The organism is Streptomyces sp. NPDC017991 (genome assembly GCF_044328075.1).
GTDB lineage: Bacteria > Actinomycetota > Actinomycetes > Streptomycetales > Streptomycetaceae > Streptomyces.
The window spans coordinates 296,399-316,095 of the sequence record NZ_JBIRGP010000001.1 but is presented as its reverse complement, the minus strand read 5'-3'; the positions used below and the strand labels follow the sequence as shown (position 1 = coordinate 316,095).

Here is a 19,697-nt window from a genome sequence, read left to right as displayed (position 1 = left end):
CGACAGGGTGTCAGCGGGCGTCAGGGAGTGATGCGCCACTGCTGGACGTACCCCACGTCGATCGCCGCCACGTCACGGACCCGCAGCTTCCACGTGCCGTCGACGGGCTGCGCCGAGGCGTTCACCGTGAAGGTCTGGTCCACGTTGTCCGCCGAACCCCCGCTGCGGTTCAGCAGCGAGTACACGGTTCCGTCGGGGCCCACCAGGTCGACCGTCAGGTCGCCCCGGTAGGTGTGGACGATGTTGACGTACACCTCCGTCGTCGCCGAGGCGTTGCCCGGGCGGCCCGTGATGGTGATGGGCGACTCGACCGCGGCACCGTTGTCAGGGATGTCGACACGGGTGGAACTGCCGTAGATGTCCGCCACACGCCACTCGAAGGTGTCGGAGGCGGTCGAGCCCGTGCCGTCGGTGACCGTCACGGTCACCTCGCCGGTGCCGGTGGTGGTCGGGACCCCGGAGATCAGTCCGCCGTCGCTCGCGGTCAGACCGTCGGGCAGGCCGGTGACCTCGTAGGTCAGGCCCGAGTCCGAGTTGGTGGTGTAGGCCTCGATCTGCAGGGACACGTCCTGGCCGACGCCGGAGAGCTGGTCGTCGATCGGGGCGAGGTTGGTCCCGAGCGCGATGCGGTCACCGACGTTGATGCCCGCCCAGGCGGCGGCGACGGCGAGGTAGGTGTCGCTGTAGGCCCCGAAGAGATCGGTCGCGGCCTGCAGGGTCGCGGTCCTGGCGCCCGCGTAGTTGGTCGACGAGGTCATGTACGTCGACAGCGCGCGGTACCAGATGTCGGCCGCGTTCTCGATGCCGATGCCCGCCACCGGCACGCCGTCGACGGTCGGACTGTCGTAGTCGACCCCGTTGACGGTCTTCGCTCCGCTGCCCTCGGACAGCAGGTAGAAGAAGTGGTTCGCCGGACCGGAGGAGTAGTGGACGTCGATGCTGCCCAGCGAGGCGTCCCAGTAGTCGCGGGACCGGCTGTCCTTGGAGGGCTTGTCCATGTAGCGCAGCGGCGTGCCGTTGCCGTTGATGTCGATCTTCTCGCCGACCAGGTAGTCGGGGACGTCCGCCTCCAGATCGGCGTTGAACTCGACGGCCGCGGCGAAGATGTCCGAGGTCGCCTCGTTGAGACCGCCCGACTCACCCGAGTACGTCAGGTTGGCGGTCGCGGCGGTGACGCCGTGGCTCATCTCGTGGGCGGCCACGTCCAGCGACGTCAGCGGCGCCGCGTTGCCCGCGCCGTCCCCGTACGTCATGCAGAAGCAGGAGTCCTGCCAGAAGGCGTTGACGTAGTTGTTGCCGTAGTGGGCGCGGCTGTAGGCGGCCACACCGTCGTTGCGGATGCCGTTGCGGTTGTGGACGTCCTTGTAGTAGTCCCAGGTCGCAGACGCGCCGAAGGCGACGTCCACGCCGGCGGTCTGCCGGTTGCCCGGTGTGCCGTCACCCCAGACATCGTTGTCATCCGTGAAGAGCGTGCCCGTGCCGGACGTTCCCTGGTTCAGGTCGTACGTACGCTGCCCGGCGCGGTCGCCGTCGACGAGCTGGTACGACGAACCGGAGAGCGTGCTGCCGACGGACACCTCGCCGTTGTACTGGCCGTGGCCCGCTCCGGTGTGCACGCCCTCGTACTCGGCGGCGACCTTCCCGGTGCTCGCGTCGGTGACGACATGCAGCTCGCTGGGCGTGCCGTCGTCCTGGACCCCTTCGACGACGGACTCCCAGGCCAGGACCGGCTTGGAGGACCCGGCGGCCCACACCACGAGCCGGGGCTTGCCCTCGATCGCGGACCGCTCCACATCGGCCGCCCTGCCGACGGCCAGTGCCTTGTCGGCGGCGCCGGTCGCGGAGATCTTCGGCGTGGTCGTCGGCACCGTGAGGGTGGCGCGGGTCGCCTTGGAGGTGGTGCTCCGGCCGTTCTTCAGGTGCAGCACGAGGTCGCCGCCGAGGACCGGTAGCCCCGCGTACGTGCGCTCGTACCGGGTGTGGGTCGTGCCGTCGGCGTCCTTGACGACGTCCTTGACGACGAGCTTCTCGCGGGAGCCGAGGCCGAGTTGCTTCGCCGTGTCACCGGACTTCGCGGTGGCGCTCTTGAGCAGCGCGGTACGCGCGGCGGGTGACAGGGTCGGCTGGGCGGCGCCGGCACGCGGTGTGGCGACGATCTTCGAGGGGCCGGAGCCGGGGTCGGCGGGCGCGGCGGACACGGGTGCGCCCTGGATGCCGAGGACGAGCAGCGAGCTCGCGGTGGTGAGGGCGAGGGCTGCGGCGCGTCTGCGCCGGTGGGCAAAGCGATGGGGCCCGGACAATGTCTTCTCCTCCTGCGACGGCCGGCGTCTGGTGGATACCGGCGGTGAGCGGGCCGACGGGGTACGGCCGGCCCGAGACGGGGGGTGGAGCGGGAAGAAGCGCAGCACGAGGTGCACACGAATGCGCCGGAGACCTCGGCGGCGCGTGAGACGTGGGGGTACGGGGGATGTGTGAGTGGGGGGTGTGAGGGTGTGAACGAAGGGTGAACGTTCGACAGCAGAGTGACATCCGATGCACAGGTTGTCATGGATGTGACAAGACAACGGCTTGAATTGACCATTGCTTGCTGGGAGTTCCTCACCCGCGGCACATGTTTTCGGCCGCGGTCCCTCGGGGCCGTCGACGGCTGTGCCGTGTGGCTGCGGCCCAGGTGCCGGTGGCGCACCGCCTGGGCCTGGAGGTGGCCGAGACGTCAGGACCCCACGACGAGGCGGGCCACGTACAGACGGCCCGGCTGCGCGACAACGACCTCGACGCGGCGACGGACCCCGGAGCGGACGGCACGGCAGCCGTACTCGCCCCGTAGGCCGGCGGCTTCGGCGTCCCTCGTGGTCCCCAACTGGGTTACGTGGGCGGCCCGTTGTCAGTGGTGGCGGCTAGTCTCCGGGACGGCATGGAGCACCGGCCGGTCGCCCGACCGCGTGTGGTGCAGTGGACGCTCGTGAGGAAATGCAATGGATCCTGTCTTCGCCGATTTCGCCGTTCGGCCCGCCGAGCTGGCGAACGCCGTCGTTCGCCAGCACCGCTGTGCAGTCGCCCCGTCCTACGTGGTGGTGGCGTCCGGCGGTCACCTCTACGTCGACTTCATGGTGGCGGAGGGGGAGGAGAACGGCGAAGCCACGCTGCGCATGTCGGTGCTCGGCGTCACCGCGCCGATCGACGTCGAGGTGAACGGGGAGCCGGTGGTCAAGAACTTCCTGCTGCCCGGCGCCGAAGGACCCGCCACCGTGCGGGAGTACGTGCTGACCGTGCCCGGCACGGCACTGCGGCCGGGCGCCAACGTCCTGGCGGTACGCAACACGGGCGGCGAGGGCATCGAGGGCGAGGGCGGGGACGACGGGGTGGTGCGGCTGCGGACCGTCACCCTGGATTCCGGCGAGCACGAGCACAAAGGCCGGGCACAGTCCGTATCCGGGCGCGGGGCGGGTGAACGGTCCGGGTGGGTCTATGCCACCGAGCGCCGCCGCCTCGGAGCCGCCGCCTGGCAGCCGGCGGCGGAGCTGCGCTTCCAACTCGACCGGAGCGAGACCCGCGACCGGGCGGCCGAGCGGGAACCCGTGACCCGACTGGCGTGGCGCGGGGCCACGGGAGCGGAGTCCTCCGTGGCGTTCCGCACCGATCTGTCAGGTTTCCACGGCCACTTCAGGGACGCCGACGGCTCCCTCGGTGAACTGCGCGGCACCCTCACCGGCCCCCTGCCCCAGGCCGGGCGCACCGCAGGTGCCGCCGTGCAGCACTTCACCACCGAGGAGGAGCACGACGGCGTGTGGAGCCCGGCCGGTCGGCTGCGGCTGCTGCTCGACGACGGCGGCGCCCCGGTGGACCGTGTGACGTGGAGCGACCGCGGCGGCGCGACCACCTCGCTCTCCGTGCTCGTCCCGGTCGTAGCGGGACGGTCCGCGGCACCCGGCGAGCGCCGTGACATCACCGAGCTGGTCTCGAAGGTGTGGGCCAGCGACGAGTTCACGGACTTCGGCGAGGTCGCGCGGAACCTGGTCAAGTCGGGCGGCAAATGGCTCGCTCACGAGCAGGACCCCGAGCTGAGCTTCACCTTCGACCTTCCCGTCGCCCTGAGCGCCTACAGCCTGACCTCCGCCAACGACGTCCCCGAACGGGACCCGCAGGACTGGGTGCTGGAGGGTTCCTCCGACGGCAGGTCCTGGTCGCTGCTCGACTCCCGTGCGGGCGAGACCTTCCAAGGGCGCTACCAGAGCAGGGAGTTCGTGCTCGCCCGCACCGAGGCTTACCGGTACCACCGCCTGCGGATCACCGACAACCACGGCGCGGAGGAGACCCAGCTGCTGGAGGTGCGCTTCTTCGACGGAGGTGCCGAGGCCGCCGCTCCCGGCCTCTGCGACTTCGTCGGCCACCATCAGGACGCGGACGCGGAGCCGGTGGGATACCGAGGGACGAGGGTCCCCGCGCCCGTGGCCGGAGCGGACAAGGAGGGTGACGACAGCGCCGGCGAACTGCTCGCCGCGGACTTCTCGGACACCGCCCGCAACCTCCAGGACGCCGCACGCCTGCTGGAACAGCTGACCCGGTACCTGCGCCCCTGACACCTCGACCAGGCAGGCAGCAGACGGACAGGGAGGAATGTGGGCAGGCCCGCCCGCCCGGGTGACCCGGGGTCGGGCCGGGCCGTCGCGACTCCTGTCACGCCAAGGGTCGCGTCCCGTCGATCGCGATGCGCTGCCCGTAACGGGAGTACGGGAAGTAGTCCCAGGTGGCGTGGTGCTGGACGCAGCGGTTGTCCCAGAACACCAGGGTGTCGGCCTGCCAGCGGACCCGGCAGTGCAGCAGGTTCGTGCGGGCGACGTGGTCGTACAGCATCTCCAGGACGGCCTTGCTCTCGGTGGCGGCCAGCTGCGTGATGTGCGAGGTGTACGGGCCGTTCACGAACAGGATCTTGCGTCCGGTGTCGGGGTGGCGCACCACGACCGGGTGCTCGTTGCGCGGCACGTCGTACTCCGCCGGGGCCATCTGCCCCTGCATGAGCCAGGGACGCGCACCGTCGTGCACGGCGGTCAGTCCGTCCAGGAACGTCTTCATCGCCGGGGACAGCATGTCGTAGGCGAGGTGCATGTTGGCGAAGAGGGTGTCGCCTCCGCTGCCGATCTCCGGAACCTCGGTCACGTAGAGCATGGAGCCGAGGGAGGGTTCGTCGTCGGCGGTCCCGTCGGCGTGCCAGCCGTTGCCGACGACGGCCTTGGAGTCCTTGTTCGCACTGACCTTGAGGATGTACGGGTCGGCCCCCTCCTCGGGCAGGGAGTCCGGGTGCAGCGGCCCGAACAGGGCGGCGAACCTCTTGTGGTCGTCGGGGGTGAGGTGCTGGTCCCGGAAGACGAGGACGTGGTGGGTCAGGAAGGCCGTCCGGATGTCCTTCTGCTGGACCGGAGTCAGTTCCTCGGAAAGGTCGAGGCCGGCTATCTCCGCACCGAGAAGTGGTGTCAGCGGGTCGACGGTGAAACTTTCGTAGGTCTCACGGGGAGCCGTCGTGATGCGTGCGACGGCGTCCAGGGTGAACTGGTCCATGGGTGTCTCCGATGTGAGGGGCGGCGGGGAGAGGGGCAGGGGACGGTTGGTGACGGCCACGGGCCGTGGCTCACCGGTCGGCGTCGATCACGCGGGCTATGTCCTGTACGTGCCGTCCGGTGACGATCTCGTAGTGCGTGGCCCGCACGTGACGCACCTGGGTGGGATGGGGAAGCAGCGCCGTCCACTCCTCGGCGGCCGTCCGTGCGGGCGGGGCGAGGGGCAGGTCGGGGGTGATCTCGGTGGCCAGCCACAGGGCGCTGGGCGTACGGGTCAGACGGGGTGCGATGTGTGCGCTCATCGCGGAGATACTGGCCCGGCAGCAGTGGGCGAGCCGTTCGGCGTAAGTCGTGCTGGTTGCCCCCGTTACCTCGGTTGCCCCGGTTGTCAGGGACGCCGACTGGGCCTTGTTGCCCTGCAGTTCGTGCTCGAAGACGGCACGCAGGGCGTCCTCATCCAGAATCTCAAGACTGTCCGGGCCGTCTTGGCCTTCCGGCTGCGGCGCGGCCTGCGGGGCGGGCGGATCCAGGAGATACAGCCGGGCCACGGGACGGCCCGCCGCTTCGGCGCTCGCGGCCATGGAGTGGGCGACCAGCGCGCCGAACGACCAGCCCGCGAGCCGCAATCGGGTCCGCGGGTCCGGGAACCGGGCGCGCAGCGCGGCGAGGTAGCGGTCGGCCCGCTCGGCGACCGACCACTGCGGCAGGCCGGGATCGTGCAGAGCGGGGTCGGGGACGAGGCAGACCGTGGTGCGCGCGTCCAGGGCGGAGACCAGGGGCCGGTAGGCTTGGATGTCGCCGCCGACCGGGTGGATCACGCACAGGACGTCCTGGTCGTCACCGGTCTGCCAGGTCTCGACGGTCACTGGGTCGTCGGCGGGTTCCGCGGTCCGCACGGGACGGTCGAGGCGCGCGAGCAGATCGTTGACGCTCACCTGATGGCTGAGATGCGAGAGCTCGATGTCCACTCCGTACCGTCGCTTCACCTCGGAGAGCAGGTCGAGCAGGGTGAGGGAGTCCGCGCCCAGGTCGTACAGGGACGCTGCCGGGTCCAGCGTGTCCGTGCCGAGCAACTCCCGGGCCGCCTCGACGAGTTCGGTGGCGTCGGGCGGTCCCGCCGTGAAGCCGGGGGACTCCGCGGCACCGGCCGGGCCCTGGCCGACCTGCGACGCCGACCCCGGAACCGAGGCAGGCCTCGCCCCCGGAACCGGCACCGGCGACGGCACCGACACCGGCGTCGGCTCCGGCTCGTAGAAGTACCGGGAAGCCTCCAGCGGCGTACTGGACACGAGCAGGTGCGGCAGCTGGAGTTCCATGGCGTCGGCGAAGACGCGCAGTCCCTCGGCGGTCGACAGTCCCGTCCGCAGATGCGCCTGGTGGCGCGCGTCGGTGCCGAGCGCGTCGCGAGCCATTCCGGCGTCCCGCCACACGTCCCAGCCGATGCTCAGGCGCACGGTCGCCGGCGCCGCCTCGCCACCGTGGTGGGCGAAGGCGTCGAGCACCCCGTTGGCAGCCGCGTAGTCGAACTGGCCGACCCCGCCGAAGAGGGCCGACAGGGACGAGCAGTAGACGGCGTAACGCGGCCGGTGGCGGGCGATCAGCCGCTCGGTGAGCAGGACGGCGTTCAGTTTCGCCCGGTCGGCGTCGCGCATGGTCTCGCTGTCGCGGCGGATCAGGAGGGCGCCGGACGCGCTGCCCGCGGCGTGCACGATGCCGTGGAGGCGGCCGGTGTGGGGTGCGAGGCGGTCCAGGAGGTCGTCGAGTGGCTCCTCGGCGAGATCGCTTGCGACGAGAGTGACACGGTCGGACCAGCGGGCGAGGGCGGGCGGCAGGTGGGGGCGGCGTGCGAGCAACACGAGCCGCGCCTCGGAGTGTTCGAGCAGCCAGGTGGCGATGCCGGTGCCGATGCCTCCGGTGCCGCCGAGGACGAGGTGTGTGCCGTCGCCTTCCACGAGCCCGGCGCTCCCCATCAGCCCGGCGGCGCGGGGGAGCGGTCGCGCCACGGACCGGGCGACCGGCCGCCACCAGTAGCCCTGGCGCAGGGCGACACGGCGCTCCGCGGCGGCGGCCTCCTTGGGGGTGTCCGCGAGGACGAGCGGCAGGAGGTGGGCCCAGTCGGACGGGTCGGCGCCCGGCAGGTCGATCCAGCGTGTGTCCAGGCCGAGTTCCTGGCGCGGCACCTCCACCGCCGCTGCCAGCAGGCCCAGTTCGGGGCGCGTCACCTCGCCCGTCACCGGTTGCGCGCTGTGGGACAGCCACCACAGGCGCGGACGTGCGCCGGGCGGCAGGCTCGCCACGGCCTGGCACAGGGCGGCCGTGTGGTCGAGGCAGACGCGCCTCGCGTCCTCCAACGACCGTTCCCCGACCGGCCCTTCGACGCCGAGGGGCAGCGCGTGCAGCCACTCGAATCCCTCGGGAGCTTCGTGTCCCACGTCCCGGAGCAGCCGGGCCAGCGAGGCGGGGTCGGCGGCATCGACCTCGTACCGGTCGGTGCCGGACCGGGCGTACGCGGTACCGGTCGTGACGTGGACGACGCGGCTGTGCGCGGAGTGCAGTGCCTTCCAGTCGACCGGCGTCGAGGTGCCGTCGGTGACGACCACCACCGGGTGCCCCGACAAGGGCCCGGTGTACGGGACGGCCCGGCGCAGTCGCGCCCACTCGGTCTGGTGCAGCCACTCGTCCTCCGGCATCCGCACCGGAGGCGTGGCGGCGGCGGGGTCGGCTGCCGTGACGCGCTCGGGTCGCCGGGCGCCGCGCGGGAAGTCGTAGTCGGTGAGGGCGAAGGCGGGGGGCGGAAAATCCCAGGGCGGGGGAGCGGAGTGAGCACCCGGCTCCGCGTCGGCGCTCGCGTCGGTAGGCTTGACCGGCCCCTGCCCCGGTTCCGGAACGGCGCCCGCGCCGGTCGTCGCACGCTCGGCGCCGTCCGCCACGGTCCGCAGCCACGCCACGGCCGTCCCGGCGTCCGGGCAGTCGGCCGCGACCCGGTGCGTCCGCGCCGGCCGGCCGCTCCGCAGATGGCGAAGGACCTGGTCGTACGTCTGCGGAGCGGCGGCCAGATGGTCGGCGATGCGCCGGGCGTCCGTACGCAGGGACTGCTCGCTGCTGCCGGACAGCACCAGGCGGCCGGCGTGGGCGCTCCGGCCCGCGCTCGGCGGTGCCTGCGCCGGTCCGTCGGCCTCGTGGTGCTCCAGGATCAGATGGGCGTTGGTGCCGCCGATGCCGAAACTGCTGACGGCGGCCACGCGAGGACGCCCCGTCGGCCAGGGCTGGGCGCTCGTCGGGATGTGGAAGGGGCCCGGGTCGGCGCCGATCTCCGGGTTGAGACGCCGGAAGTCGACGTTCGGCGGGATCACCCCGTGGTGGACGGCGAGCGCCGCGCGCACGAGGCCGACGACGCCCGCGGCGGCGCCCAGGTGACCGATCTGGCTCTTCACGGACGACAGGGCGCACGAGGCGGAGTCGGGCAGGTCGAGAGCCTGCCGCAGCGCGCCGACCTCCACGGGGTCGCCCAGCCGGGTCCCGGTGCCGTGCGCCTCGACGTAACCGATGTCGGTGGCCGGTCGGCCGCTGCGGCGCAGCGCGGTACGGATGACCTCCCGCTGCCCGGAGACGGAAGGCGCGCTGTAACCGAGCTTCGACGCGCCGTCGTTGTTGAGCGCGGAGCCGGTGACGACCGCGTAGACGGTGTCGCCGTCGCGCTCGGCGAGACTCAGCGGCTTGAGGACCACGACGCCGGCACCACTCGCGCCGACGGTTCCCGCGGCGTCGTCGCTGAAGGGCCGGCAGTGGCCGTCGGGGGAGAAGATGTGCTGCGGCCGGTAGGTGTACCCGTCCGTCAGCAGTGTGTCGACCAGTACCCCGCCGGCCAGCATGACGTCGGCCTCGCCCTGCCGCAGGAGCCCCGCCGCGATGTGCACGCCCACGAGAGAGCTGGCACAGGCGGCCTGGACCGTGAAGGCGGGGCCGGTCAGGTTCAGGTGGTACGCCGCCTTGGTGGCGAGGAAGTCCTTGTCGTGGTGGAGGGCCAGGCGGAAGCCGTCCGGGAGGGCGGCGGGGTCGGCCTCCCGCAGCATGGACTGGAAGTACGTGTTCTCCCCGCAGCCCGCTATCAGGCCGACGCGGCCGGCGGCGGGGTCGGCGATGCCCGCGTGGGCGAGTGCCTCGACACAGCTCATCAACAGGTGTCGCTGCTGCGGGTCCATCAGCCGTGCTTCCTGCGGGCTGATGCCGAAGTGGTGGGGGTCGAAGGCCAGCAGCCCGTCCATCTGGCTGCGGGCGCCCACGCGCCCCTCGGCGGCCGGGAAGTGCTCGATGCCCCGCTCTCCGGACTCGACCATCCGCCAGAACGACGCGAGGTCGGGGGCGCCGGGCAGCCGTACCGCCATCCCGATCACGGCGATCGGTTCGTCAGCGCCGCTGTTCCGTTCGACCGGTACACGCGCCGTAGCCGTAGCCGTAGCTGAGGCTGAGGCTGAAGTCGGGTCCGGCGTGTCGAGGAACCGGCTCAGGCTGCGTACGGTGACGTGCTCGAAGAGGTCCGCGACCGTGAAGGACAGGCCCAGGTCGACACCGCAGCGCAACTGGAAACGCATCAGGTCCAGGCTGCCCGCGCCCGCGTCGAAGAACCGCTGGTCCGGCAGCACCCTCTTGCCCGTGACCGCGGCGAACAGCTCGCACAGCCGGCTCTCCCGCGCGGACACGACGGGTTCCGTGGCCACCGGGACCGGTGGCCCGGAACGTGGTCCACTCCGCAGATCACGCCCCTGGGTGGCGACCGCGCGGCGGTCCAGTTTGCCGCTCGGGGTGCGCGGCAGCGCCTCCACCCTGCGGAATGCGCGTATACGGGCGAAGGGCGGCAACCGCCCGGCGAGGTGGGCGCTGAGCTGGTCCGGATCCGGGTCGTCGCCACGGCACTGCAGCAGCGCCACGAGGGAGTCACCGTCGCGGGACACCAGGGCACCGACGACCGACGGGTGCCCCAGAAGCGCGGCTTCCAGCTGGCCCGGCTCCAGCCGGTAACCGCTGATCTTGACCTGGTCGTCGTCCCTGCCGTCGAAGTGCAGCAGCCCGTCGGCGTCGAAGTGCGCCAGGTCGCCGCTGCGGTAGAACGTTCCGCGGCCGGGCAGTTCGGTGAACCTGGAGCGGTTGAGTTCGGCGTCGCCGAGGTAGCAGGGCGAGGCCATCGGGCCCCCGATCAGCAACTGGCCGACAGCCCCGGGCGGGAGGGGCGCGCCGCTGTCGTCGGCCACCCGGAGGACCGCGTTGGCCACCGGGCGCCCGATGGCCGGGCGGGTGGGCCACAGCGTCGGGTCGCCGTCGAGGCACAGACCGCTGACGACATGGGTCTCCGTGGGCCCGTAGTGGTTGAACAGACGGGCGTCCGTCAGACCGGCGAACCAGCGGCGGATGGCGTCGGTGCACATCAGCTGCTCGCCGGCGGTGACCACGTCACGCAGCCGCGAAGGGAAGCGACCCAGGTGGACAGCGTGCTCGGCCAGCAGTTGCAGCGCCACACAGGGCAGGAACAGCCGCTCGACGCCGGCCTGTTCCAGCTGGTCGAGCAGGGCGGGCAGGTCCTGCCGCCACTCCGGGCGTACGAGGTGCAGGCGCCCGCCCGAGCACAGCGTGGAGAAGATCTCCTGGAAGGAGACGTCGAAGGACAGCATCGAGAACTGCTGGGTGACAGCTGCCCCGCCGAGACCGCCCGCTTCGCTCTGCCAGTGGAGCAGGTTGCACAGGGTCAGGTCAGGCACGTCGACACCCTTGGGCGTGCCGGTCGAGCCGGACGTGAACAGCGTGTAGAGCGGCCTCAGTCCCGCGTGGGGAGCCGGTCGCGGTGCGGACGGCACGGCGGCGGCCAGATCGATCGGGTGCCGTGGCAGCTCCGGTGGCGCGATCTCGGCGACGTCCTCCTCCGCACCGACCGCGGTGAGGACGCACAAGGGGGCGGCGTCCCGCAGGACCCGGCGCAGCAGCGCCGGCGGATAGGCGGGATCGAGCGGTACGACGGTCAGGTTGAGCTGCGCGGCAGCGAGGAGCGCCACGACGTGCTCGGCCGACGGCGTGAGATGCAGCGCGACCCGGGCGGGCGCCCCGGGATCGGACGGCAGCGGCAGCCGGGCCGTCAACTCGGCTGCCAACGCCCTTGCGTGCGCGTCCAGTTGCGCGTACGTGAGGGTGTGGTCGCTCGTGGTCAGGGCCGGCGCGTGCGGAGTCCTCCGTACCTGCGTGGCGAAGCCCTCCGCCACGGTCGTGAACGCCGGTGCGCTCCGCGCCCCTTGTCCAGGATCGGGGAGAGCGCGCCGGTAGGGCGCGACGAGGGCCGCCAACGTGGGCTCGCCCTGGCCTTGGCTCCAGTCCTCGTCCTCGTCCGCGGCGGTGAGCAGGTCGATGGCCCGTACGAAGAGCCGATGGGCGGACGTCACCACCTCGGCGTCGAAGCGCCCGGCCGCGTACTCCCACAGGCAGTCGAACCCGAAGTCCTGCTCGACGACGGACAGTGTGAGCGCGCACTTGGTGTCGAGGGGCTGCGGCCAGAGGGGACGTACCCGGCAGTCCGGCAACGACAGCGCGCCGAAGTCCGTGTTCTCCAGGACGAACATGAAGTCGAAGAGCGGGCCGCCGCCGAAGTCGTGGTCGGTCAGCACGTCGGCGAGCGTCACGTCCTGCCGGTCCAGGACGTGCTGGACCTCGGCGGCCTGCCGGCCGAGCTGCCGGCGCAGGCCGTCGCCCGGCTGGAGCCGCAGTGGCAGCAGCACGGTGTTGGCGAACATGCCGACGGTGGAGGCGAAGTCGCCGACCGGCCGGCCCGAGACAGGGCTCGCCACGAGCGGACGGGTCTGGCCCGTCACGCCGTACAGGCTCCAGGAGAAGGCGGCCAGCAGGAGCTGGAAACGGGTGAGTCCGAGTTCCGCCCCGAGCCGGTCGAGACGGGAGCGTTGGACGAGGTCGAGGGACGCGGTCAGCAACCGGGCACCGGCGTCGGCGGTGCCCGTGACGGCGGGCGGGGGCGGGGAAGGTTCCAGGGCCGCGTAGTGGCGGCGCAGCGCCGACCGCTGCTCGTCGTAGGAGGGCTCCAGGTGCCAACGCCGCTGCCACAGGGCGAAATCGTGCGGCGTGTGCCGCAGGTCTTCGCCCTGACCGCGGTCGGCCGCCGGCGCGGTGAAGGTGGTGAGGTCGCGGAAGAGGACGTTCAGGGACCAGCCGTCGACGGCGATGTGGTGCAGGTGGAGCAGGAGGACCGGGCCGTCGGACGTGCGCAGCAGGCCGGCCCGCAGCATCCGCGCCTCGGCGAGGTCGAAGGGTGGGGCGAAGAACCGCCGCGCGGCCGGCTCCCAGCCCTCACCGTCGAGGGCGTCGGCCGGTTCCCAGGGGTCGAAGGGGGCGTCGATCTCCTGGAGCAGACCCTCCGGGGCGGAGCGGAAAGAAGTACGCAGCGCGGGGTGTTCGGCGACGAGACGGGTGAGCGCGGCGCGCAGTGCGTCCTCGTCGACGGCGCCCTGCAGATGGAAGGCGAGCGGAACGTCGTAGGCGCGGCTGTGCGGGTCGCTCCGGGCGAGGAGCCACAGGCGCTGCTGCTCGGAGGTGGCCGGCGCGGAACGGCGTCCGCTCGGGCCGGGCACCGGCGGGTGCGGTGGCGACTGCCCTGCGCCGGAGGAGCCGGCGGAGGCGGAGGTGATGGCCGCGGTCAGCGCGCCGAAGTCCTCCCGCAGCACGACCGACTGCGGCACCTCGACGTTCCAGCGGTGCCGGATCCGAAACCGCAGACGCAGCGCCTTCAGCGAGTCGCCGCCGTTGGGAATCCAGCGGTCGTCGGGCCGGAGCCCCGGCACCCCCAGGACGCTCCCGGCCATCTCCAGCACCTCGCGCTGCGCGTCGGTCACCTCGACGGCCGCGTCCGAGGTACGGCGCCACGCCGGCGTCGCCGAGCCCAGCAGGGCCGCGTCGTCGACCTTGCCGTTGGCGTTGCGCGGCAGTGCCTCCACGAGATGGGTGCGGTGCGGGCGCATGTACGGGGGCAGGGTGGCCGTCAGATGGCGTTCGTACTCCTCGTGTGTCAGCTCGGTGCCCAGTACCAGGTAGGCCAGCAGTTCATGGGCGCCGTCCACGTCGTGCCGGGTGCAGACCCGGGCCTGCCGGACGGCGGGGTGTGCGCCGAGCTGCTGCTCGACCTCCCCGGGCTCGATGCGGAAGCCGCGTACCTTCACCTGGCGGTCCGCCCGCCCGACGAAGGTGAACAGCCCCGTGGCGTCGCGGCGCGCGAGGTCGCCGGTGCGGTACCAGAGGGCGCGGCCCGCGTCGTGCCACGGCAGCGGGGCGAAGCGGTGGGCCGTCTCCTCGGGCAGATTGCGGTAGCCGGCCGCCAACCCGGCCCCGGCCACGTACAGTTCACCGATCTCGTCGGTCTCGGCGGCCCGTGAGCCGTCGGCGACCAGCAGCGCGTCCGTGGCGGGTACGGGCAGGCCCACGGGAACGGTGTCGCCGTCGAAGTCGCGGGGCACGGGGTGGTGCAGGGCGAAGGTCGACGACTCGGTGGGCCCGTACACGTTGACCAGGCACGTCGTGGTGCCGGGGTTGTCCCGGTACCAGCGCTTGACGCGGGTGGCGTTGAGCTGTTCGCCGCCGATCAGGACCCGGCCGACGGAGTCGAAGCAGTGCGGCACGCTGTCGGTGACGGCGTTGAAGAGGGCCGCGGTGACGAAGAGGGCGTCGATCCGCTCACGCCGCAGGGTCTCGGCGAGCAGCTGAGGGTTCTGGACCTGTTCGTCGCTCAGGACGGCACAGGTTCCGCCGGTCAGCAGCGGGACCCAGACCTCGTAACTCAGGGCGTCGAAGGCCGGGTTGGAGATGCTCGCGTATCGTGCGCCCGCGGTGGGGGAGAGGAAGCCGGGGTCGGCCAGACGCATGATTCCGGCGTCCTTGACCTCCACTCCCTTGGGGCGGCCCGTGGTGCCCGAGGTGTAGAACAGGAACGAGGTCGCCGCGTCCGTCGCGGGGGTGACCTCGTCGAAGGGCCTCGCGTCCGTGCCGGTGCCCGTGTCCTCCCCGAGGAGGTCGGCGACGTCCAGCGTCAGGCCGGGACCCTCGCCGGGCGCCCCGCCCCTGCCGTCGTGGACCAGAGCCACGGCCGCCGAGTCGTCGAGGATGTGGCGGCGGCGCTCGGCGGGGCTCTGCGCGTCGAGCGGGACCACGGTGGCCCCGGCACGGCGGATGCCGAGCATGACGCACACCAGTTGCCAGGACCGCGGCAGGCGGACGGCAACGGCCTGCCCGGCACACACTCCGCGGGCGCGCAGGCCGCGTGCCACGCGCAGGGAGGCCCGGTCGAGGGCCGCGTAGTCGAGGCTGTGGTCCCCTTCCACCACGGCGACGGCGTCGGGGCTCAGGCGTGCCTGAGCGAGTACGGCCTCGGCCAGCAGCGGACCGGACGTGGCGGAGCCGGACATCACGCCTCCTCGGTTACGACGGGCGCGACGACGGGCGCGACGGCGGGTGCGACGGACAGCGCGGCGAGTTCGGCGCCGAGCACGGCGGCCACCTGTGGCGAGGTACCGCTCTCCAGCACCTCCCAGTGGTCGCAGTCCAGTGGCTCGACCCGGAAGCCGTTCTCCGCGCGACGCCGCCAGAAGTCGCGTACCTGGGGCAGGGACGCCGGGTCGGTGGTCGTGCCGCCCACGGCCTGCATCAGGACGAGACGGGCCGCCGAGGACGCCGGCAGGTGGTCGCGGGCCGTCAGGCGATTGTGGTTGTAGATCCGGAAGTACTGGTCGATCTGCTCGTCGTCGATCCCTGGATACATGCCGTTGAACTTCACGAGCTTGTCCCGGAACTCGGCCAGGTCCACGGGCACGGACGCGGCGGCGCGCACCTCGGGGTCCTCGGTGGCCTGGGTGTCCAGCAGCACCACACTCACGTCGGCGCGGCCGGCGCCCGCCAGCCGGCGGCCCATTTCGTGTGCGACCAGTCCGCCGTAGGAGAGGCCGGTGAGGACGAGAGGGCCGTCGTCGAACGGTTCGATGAGCCGCAGATATGCCTCGGCCATGGCCTCGACGTCGGGGAGGAAGGCATCACCGGGATTCACTCCGGGGGACTGGATCCCGTACAGGCCGATGTCCGTGGGCAGTGTCCTGGCCAGGGGGAGGTAGCAGAAGGCGGTGCCGCCGGCGGGGTGGACGCACACGACGTTTCCACCGGTGCCGCCCTTGCGGAACGCGATGAGGTTGCTCGGTGGTGTCCCCGAACGGCCGCGGCGGACGAGACCGCCGAGTCCTTCGATCGTCGGGTGGAGCATGAGGTCGCGGACGGGAAGCGTGGTGCCGAGCGCTTCGCGGATGCCGTGGGCCATCTTGATGGCCGACAGACTCGTGCCCCCGATGTCGAAGAAGCTGTCACGGATGCCGAAGTCCGGGCCGAGGAGAATGCCCCGCCATATCTGATGAAGCGTCAACTCAATGTGGTCGCGGGGGCTTTGGGTGTTGACCTGGCCGGTGCCGGCTTCGGCCGCCTCGCGCAGCAGGGCCGCACGGTCCAGTTTTCCGTTCCTGCTCAGCGGCAGGACGGGCAGCTCGACGACGACCGCGGGGATCATGTAGTCCGGCAGCCGGTCCGCCAGGGCCGCGCGCCACTCGTGCGGAGGCCGGGCGGGAGCCTCGCCGACAGCCACCGCCGCCACCAGCCTGGGTTCGGTGCCGGTGTCCCGGTCGACGACCACGGCCGCCTCGCGCACCTCCGGCAGGGCGAGCAACGCGGCCTCGACCTCGGCCGGTTCGATACGGAAGCCGCGCAGTTTCACCTGGTCGTCGACGCGCCCCACGTAGACGGCGTTGCCGTCGGGCAGGTACCTGGCGAGGTCCCCCGTACGGTAGACGCGCTCGCCAGGGAGGAACGGGTCGGGCAGGAAGCGCTCGTCGGTCAGGTCGGGGCGGTGCAGATACCCGGCCGCCAGACTCGCGCCGCCGAGGTGGACCTCTCCCGCGACACCGACCGGGACCGGCTCCCTGTGCTCGTCGAGGAGGTACATCCGCGTTCCGGCGAGGGGCCGCCCGATCGGGCACTGCCGGTCGAGGGGCTGCGGATCGTAGTACGCCGTGCTGTACAGCGTGGTCTCGGTCGGCCCGTAGCCGAAGCACACCTTGAGATTCGCGAGATGCTCACCCATGCGGTGCAGCGCGGCCTCCGGCAGGGACTCCACACCGGTGAGCAACTGGCGCAGCGCGAGCCCGTCGAGCCGTTTGCCCGGCTCCTCGTCGATCCACCGGACGTAGGCGGGCGGCAGGAACGCCTGCACGATGCGGTGCTCTCGCATCCACCCCATCAGCTCCTCGGGATCGCCCCGCAACTCCTCCGGAACGAGGTGCAGTTCGGCGCCCGTCGTCAGCGGCAGCAGCAACTCGTGGACCGAGGCGTCGAAGCCGATGCTCGACCACGCGGAGGTGGCCTCCCCCGGCGTCGCGCCCATGCGGGCCACCCAGTTGTCGAACAGGTTCAGTACGCTCCGCCGGGTGACGGCCACGCCCTTGGGACGGCCGGTCGAACCGGACGTGTAGAGCACGTAGGCCACCTGCTCGTCATCCCTGACAGGCGCGGGCGGGACATCGTTGTCCGCCGACGCCTCGACCGTCGGCAGGTAGCGCCACGCGGCCGGCCTCTGCCCGCCGGGGAGGTCGCTCAGCACCAGGACGGGGGCCGCGTCCTCGACCATCGCGGCGAGCCGGGCGGGCGGCTGGGCCGGGTCGAGCGGCAGATAGGCGGCGCCTGACTTCAGGACGCCCAGCACGCCGACGACCAGCTCGACGGAACGTCCGGTGTGCAGCCCGACGATGTCGCCCGGGCCCACACCCTGGTCGGCGAGGGCACGGGCGAGACGACCGGCCCGCCCGGCGAGGGCGGCGTAGTCGAGCCGTTCGTCGCCGCACACCAGCGCGGTCTGCGTGGGGCGGGCCGCGACCTGCTCGTCGAACCGGTCCACCAGCCCGCCCGCGCGGGAGTCCGGACGAGAGTGCGTGCGGGACTCCGTTGCCCTCCCCGCCCGGGAGGAGGACTCGGTCGTGAGCGGCCGTCCGTTCGCGAAGTCCGTGAGCAGCAACCGCCGTTCCCGCTCGTCCATCAGCCTGAGCGTGCCGACGGGCGCCTCGGGCCGGGCCACCATGTCGGTCAGCAGATGCTCCAGCTGACGTACGTACCGGCGCGCGGTGTCCTCGTCGAACAGCGCCGACGCGTAGTCGAGATGCCCGACGATACGACCCCGGGACTCGGTCAGGGACAGCGCCAGGTCGAACTTCGCCGGTGCGTCCGGGATGTCGAGCGCGGTGACGTCCAGGCCGGACAGTTCGAGCAGTCCGTCCCGCTCGGGGACCCAGGCGCACATCGTCTGGAACAGCGGTGTGTGGGCGGCGCTGCGGACCGGGTTGACGAGCTCCACGATGTGCTCGAAGGGCAGGTCCTGGTGGTCCAGTGCCTCGCGCAGGACACCTCCTACGTGCGCGAGGGCGTCGCCGGCCGTCGCCGTGCGGGAGAAGTCGGCGCGCAGGGGCAGCGTGTTCACGAAGAAGCCGATGAGATCCGACAGGTCCTTGTTGTGCCGCCGGCCCGCCGTGGGTGTGCCCACGACCACGTCGGTACGGCCGCTGAGCCGAGACATCAGCAGCGACCAGCCGGTCAGGACGGCGCCGAACAGGGTGCGTCCGCGCTGGCGTGCCAATGCCCGCAGGCCGGCGGTGAGGTCGGCGTCAAGGGCGAACTCCACCCGGCCGCCCCGCAGATCCTGCTGGGCGGGACGCGGCCGGTCGGTGGGCGGCCCGGACAGCGGCGGCGCGTCGGCCAGCTGCCTCTGCCAGAAGTCGGCGTGCTCGGCGAGCCCGCCGCCGAGGACATGCTCCCGCTGGGCGCGGGCGTGGTCGGCGTACTGCAGCGGAAGCGGTGGCAGCGGCGAGGGTCGTCCCTCCAGCAATGCCGCGTACAGAGTGCCCAGTTCACTCATCATCACGGTCATGGACCGGCCGTCGAAGATGGTGTGATGGACCGTCAGCAGCAGGACGTGGTGGTCCTTGGCCAGCGTGAGGAGCCGGCCGCGGCAGAGGGGGCCGCGTGCCAGGTCGAACGGGGCCGAGGCTTCCCGCAGGCGCAGTTCGTCGAGGCGCGCCGCGGCGTCCGGCAGCCCGGTGAGATCGTCCGCCGCGAGGGCGAATCCGGTCTCCGGCGGATCGATGTGCTGGTACACCTCGCCGTCGACGGCCACGAGCCTGGTGCGCAGTGCGTGCTGTCTGACCACGAGCGCGTCGAGCGCGCGGCGCAGGACGGCCGTGTCGAGGGGGCCCCGGAGGGTGGAGGTGACGGGTTCGTTGTACGCCTCGTTCCCGCCCGGGAGTTGGGCGAGGAACCACAGGCGCTGCTGGGCGAAGGAGGCCGGGGCGAGGGCGGTGGGGGCCGAGGGCGCCCGCCGCGCGGGGTCGGCGGGGTGCTGTCGGGGAGACGGAACCCGGGGGGTGTACGGAACCTGGGGGGTGTCATGCACGGACAAGGCTGGGTCTTCCCGTCGTCAGGGTTACTGGTTCCGAGAGTCACGCTGGGAGTTCGGCCGCCCGTGCGGCGGGCCGCCGAGGCTGCTCTACGTCCGGTTGCCGGGCGGAGCTGCGGAGTCGGGGCGGGCGGTGATGCGGCAATTCATTGCGACAACGTTGCCAGGCGATAACGACGACGAGTTCATGCCTTCGTCGTGCGGCATTCTGCCCACCAGCTTTCTTGCTCACGGCGTCCCACGGGTGCGGAGACGTCGTCCGACTGGTGTACCGATGGGGAACACCTGGACGCAGGCCGATAATTGATCAGCGGACCAGAGCCTGTCAACGGTCTCCGGGCGGGTGGAACCGCCCGCCCGGAACATGCATATGCGACCGGTTTTTCGGGAAGTGAGGGCGTTCTGAGATGTAAAGATCGCCCTGTTTCGGGAGGTGTTCAAGCCGCGCTCCACGAGCCGGAAGAGAAGTCGACAACCGGCCCGATGGACGAGAAACGTCCGCCGCCGCATAAACGGGCGAGGCGCGTTCTTTAAAAAGACTTGACGGACCGTGAGTGCTTGCCGCCGCAATACCTGCTGAGTAATCGACAGCGTCCGAGCGCCGGTCGAGCACAGGTCGGGAGCGG

The 19,697-nt window shown here is 71.8% G+C and carries 6 protein-coding genes; 2 read left to right on the top strand and 4 right to left on the bottom strand.

Going from position 1 to position 19,697, the window contains the following annotated elements:
• Positions 1-20: 20 nt before the first annotated feature.
• The gene (locus ACH4DZ_RS01260) at positions 21-2,300 is read right to left on the bottom strand and encodes a M4 family metallopeptidase (protein ID WP_398284798.1); all 2,280 of its coding nucleotides are present in this window, start codon (positions 2,298-2,300) and stop codon (positions 21-23) included.
• 356 nt (positions 2,301-2,656) lie between these two features.
• Here ACH4DZ_RS01260 and ACH4DZ_RS01255 point away from each other — a divergent pair, with 356 nt between their 5' ends.
• Positions 2,657-2,827, top strand: a complete 171-nt coding sequence (locus ACH4DZ_RS01255) for a hypothetical protein (protein WP_398284797.1) — start codon at positions 2,657-2,659, stop codon at positions 2,825-2,827.
• A 148-nt stretch (positions 2,828-2,975) separates the two neighbouring features.
• Positions 2,976-4,580 carry a hypothetical protein gene (locus ACH4DZ_RS01250; RefSeq protein ID WP_398284796.1) on the top strand — a complete coding sequence of 535 codons (1,605 nt, stop codon included), beginning with the start codon at positions 2,976-2,978 and terminating at the stop codon, positions 4,578-4,580.
• Positions 4,581-4,677: 97 nt separating this feature from the next.
• Here ACH4DZ_RS01250 and ACH4DZ_RS01245 read toward each other — a convergent pair whose 3' ends face one another.
• The 3 genes from ACH4DZ_RS01245 to ACH4DZ_RS01235 all read right to left on the bottom strand — a co-directional run bounded on the left by ACH4DZ_RS01245 (position 4,678) and on the right by ACH4DZ_RS01235 (position 19,068).
• The gene (locus ACH4DZ_RS01245; protein ID WP_398284795.1) at positions 4,678-5,556 is read right to left on the bottom strand and encodes a TauD/TfdA dioxygenase family protein; all 879 of its coding nucleotides are present in this window, start codon (positions 5,554-5,556) and stop codon (positions 4,678-4,680) included.
• A gap of 70 nt (positions 5,557-5,626) precedes the next feature.
• Positions 5,627-15,001 (bottom strand): amino acid adenylation domain-containing protein, encoded by a 9,375-nt coding sequence (locus ACH4DZ_RS01240; protein ID WP_398284794.1) that lies wholly within the window; start codon positions 14,999-15,001, stop codon positions 5,627-5,629.
• The gene (locus ACH4DZ_RS01235) at positions 15,001-19,068 is read right to left on the bottom strand and encodes an amino acid adenylation domain-containing protein (protein ID WP_398285437.1); all 4,068 of its coding nucleotides are present in this window, start codon (positions 19,066-19,068) and stop codon (positions 15,001-15,003) included. Before ACH4DZ_RS01235 ends, ACH4DZ_RS01240 begins: the two co-directional genes overlap by 1 nt.
• Between the last annotated feature and the right edge of the window lie 629 nt (positions 19,069-19,697).

What these genes read in the sequence shown, in the direction of transcription:
- ACH4DZ_RS01250 (WP_398284796.1), top strand. Translation starts at nt 2,976, where the DNA reads ATGGATCCTGTCTTCGCCGATTTCGCCGTTCGGCCCGCCGAGCTGGCG.
- ACH4DZ_RS01245 (WP_398284795.1), bottom strand. Translation starts at nt 5,556, where the DNA reads ATGGACCAGTTCACCCTGGACGCCGTCGCACGCATCACGACGGCTCCC.
- ACH4DZ_RS01240 (WP_398284794.1), bottom strand. Translation starts at nt 15,001, where the DNA reads ATGTCCGGCTCCGCCACGTCCGGTCCGCTGCTGGCCGAGGCCGTACTC.